Genomic DNA, 3,427 nt, shown 5'->3' with positions numbered 1-3,427 from the left:
GATAACTTCGTATCCACTGCGGTTTTCGCTTGTTCCGCATTCGCTACTGCTTGAGATGCCTCAGACAATTGTTCTGTATCTAGCACACCATTGCTATCCGCATCGTTTACTTCTGGTGACGTTACAGAGGCGATGTTATCCAGTCTTGTTTGCAAATCATCTTTACCCACAGTATCGTTCGGTACGCTATTTACTTTCACTTGGGCTGTTTGTTTTGCGCTTTCTAATGTTTGAATCAATGCATCTACTACTGATTTCTCATCTGGCGTCACTAATCCATCTACTGTTACTTCTGCCAATTTCGTATCTACTGCTGTTTTCGCTTGTTCCGCATTCACTACGGCTTGAGATGCCTCAGACAATTGTTCAGTATCCAAGACTCCGTTACCATCTGCATCGTTCACTTCTGGTGATGCTACAGAGGCGATGTTACCTAGTCTTGTTTGCAAATCATCTTTACCCACAGTACCGTTCGGTACGCTATTTACTTTCTCTTGTGCTGTTTGTTTCGCACTTTCTAATGTTTGAATTAATGTATCTACTTCAGATTTTTCATCTGGTGTTACTAGACCATCTGATGTTACTTCTGTCACCTTATTATCTACTGCGGCTTTTGCTTGTTCTGCATTCACTACGGCTTGAGATGCTTCGGATAATTGGTCAGTATCTAGCACACCATTGCTATCTACGTCATTTATTTCTGGTGATGTTACAGATGTGATGTTATCCAATCTTGTTTGTAACTCACCTTTGCCTGCGGTACCATTCGGTACGCTATTTACCTTCTCTTTCGCTGTTTGTTTTGCATTTTCTAATGTTTGAATTAATGTATCTACTGCGGCTTTTTCGTCTGGTGTTACTAGACCATCTGTTGTGATTTCAGTCAATTTCGTATCCACTACGGTTTTCGCTTGTTCGGCATTCGCTACGGCTTGAGACGCTTCGGATAATTGGTCAGTATCCAAGACTCCATTACCATCTGCATCGTTTACTTCTGGTGATGTTACGGATGCAATGTTATCTAGCCTTGTTTGGAGATCATCTTTTCCTACTATGATATTCGATACATTATTTAATTTTTCTTTCGCTGTTTGTTTTGCGCTTTCTAATGTTTGTATTAACGCATCTACTGCTGCTTTTTCGTCCGGAGTCACTAAACCATCTGCTTTTACTTCTGCCAACTTCGTATCTACTGCTGCTTTTGTCTGTTCCGCATTCACTACTGCTTGTGTTGCTTCAGACAATTGTTCAGTATCTAGCACACCATTACTATCTGCATCGTTTACTTCTGGTGATGTTACGGATGTAATATCATTTATTCTTTTTCGTAATAAATCTTTATTAGTGAGGCCATTCGGTAGAGCGTCTAATACTTGTATTGCTGATGATTTGGCCTTTTCAATTTCTACATTCATTTTATCTATTTCGGCTTTTTCATCTGGTGTTACTAATTGGTCTTGCGTCACTTCACCTAGCTTTATTTTGGCTTGTTTTTGCACTTGTGTTGCTGCTTCTATAGCATCTTCTACTTTTTTGATTTTTGCTTTTTTCAAAGCTTCATTGATTGTTTCTGCCACTTCTTGGATATTAACAGCTTTATTAGTAATATTTACGCCTCTTAATACATTAGTATCTGTAGTATCACTCAAGATATAACCAAATAATTTATCTTTATTCACATCAATATATTGATTAGCGTCAAAAGAAATGTAAAATTTTACTGATCCGCCTGATCCACCACCTCTATCAGGGTCACCATTTCTGCCACTGTTTGGACGTGTATATGAATAATAACCTAAATGATCTTGTCGTAGTACAACTCTTTGTCTACCTTCATAAACTGCTACGACCTGTTTAATTTTTTTATTGAGGCTATCATTTGGTCTTATCGCATAGTTTTCAAATCTATACGTTCCTCTACCTTTTTCTTTTGACAATTCCATTGTTGCTATTAAAGCTTCACCATCATGTAACACTTCATCTTTTACTATACCAAAATCATTTTTAGTTACATCATTTTGATTTGTAAATGTATATATACCTTGATAATTCGGACTGTCACGATTAACTGTTAAATCTTTCATTTTTGACAGTAGTGTGTTTATATTATTCGCTTGACTCCCTGTGATTTTTCTATTTCTTGCTACAGAATAATCCCTATTAAAAATTCTGTCATAAGCCGCTTTATTATTTTTTAATGAAGTTTGTCTAATAATATTTCTTAAAAACAGCTTTCTTTCTTCTTCCGTTAGTTCTCCTCTATTTCTTTCTACTTCATTAAGTGCCGTCGCAATATAATCTCCGGCTCTTAATGAATTATAAGATAATCTAGGTCCAAAGTAATGGTGATTATTGCTTATTCCATTATAGTATCGATTTCGGTCGATACTTCTAGCTACTCGAGTTTTTGGAATATATTGCTTTTCTGGTTGTTTTTCATTTTTGACGTCTTTTTCGTTCGTGCTCAAACCTTTTTCTGATTCATTTTTCTCTATATTATTATTAAGCACTTCAACTTTCGTTTCAGTAACTCTATTTTCCATCGAAATCAAATTTTGAGTGACTGATTGCTCTTTTTCGTTCAATTTCGAATTACTATTTATTTTAGTATCTGTATTTTCGGCAGTTGATGATTGTTTTTTATCTATATCTGGCTTTTCAGTATCTAATGCCTTTATTTCCTCATCGTTTTTTATTGTTTCAGGTGTTTTTTCTTGTTTATCATTTTGTATATCTTGTTCTTTTACATCTGAATGGTCTGGTTGTTCTTTATTTTCAATAATAGTATCGGCATTTGACTCGAATTGTTGCGACGTTATCTCAGTACCTTCCTCAACTGATTTTGTATCTTTTGAAGCACTTTTGTTTTCTGTTTTATTATCAATTTCAGCTTGGATGGGTTGTTGTACTGTGTCATTGTTACTCTCTTTTTCTAATATATTATTAAAATTTGAATCATTGTTAGTGTTCTCTTTATCTACTTTAGGAGGTATTTCTTTCACTTCTTGTTGTTCTTTTTGTAAAGTATCAGCTTGGGCTTCTTCACTATGTTGAAAAATTAATAAACTTCCTAAAAGTACTGAAGCTGTTCCAATCGTAAATTTACGTATGGAATATCTATTATTTCTCCTAGCCATATACTCTCTAAATATTCTCATTGTTATCTAACTCTCCTTTTCGATAGTAAAATCATTTTAGATGTTATTAAATTTAATACAATTTATCTTTCTTTAATCATTATAATTTTAAATTTAATGACCAACAGTACTTATAATGCGTCAGTAAAAAAGTTGAATTTTTAAGTAAAATAGTGAGATAAAAACTTTTTTCCATCAAAAATGATTGTTATTAAACATAAAAAGACACATAAAAAACGATCGTTTTTTATGTGTCTCATATTAGTTATTGATTGTTTAAAATTCATTCT

At 34.0% G+C, this 3,427-nt stretch carries 1 protein-coding gene; it reads right to left on the bottom strand.

Features of this window, described 5'->3' with window-relative positions:
• On the bottom strand, positions 1 to 3,158 hold a 3,158-nt coding region (locus CD150_RS10235; protein WP_142382336.1), incomplete at its 3' end, for a GA-like domain-containing protein.
• Between the last annotated feature and the right edge of the window lie 269 nt (positions 3,159 to 3,427).

It is taken from the genome of Staphylococcus ureilyticus (assembly GCF_002902235.1).
Lineage (GTDB): Bacteria > Bacillota > Bacilli > Staphylococcales > Staphylococcaceae > Staphylococcus > Staphylococcus ureilyticus.
Note: the sequence above shows the minus strand (reverse complement) of the source record. Positions and strands in the feature narration are given on the sequence as shown.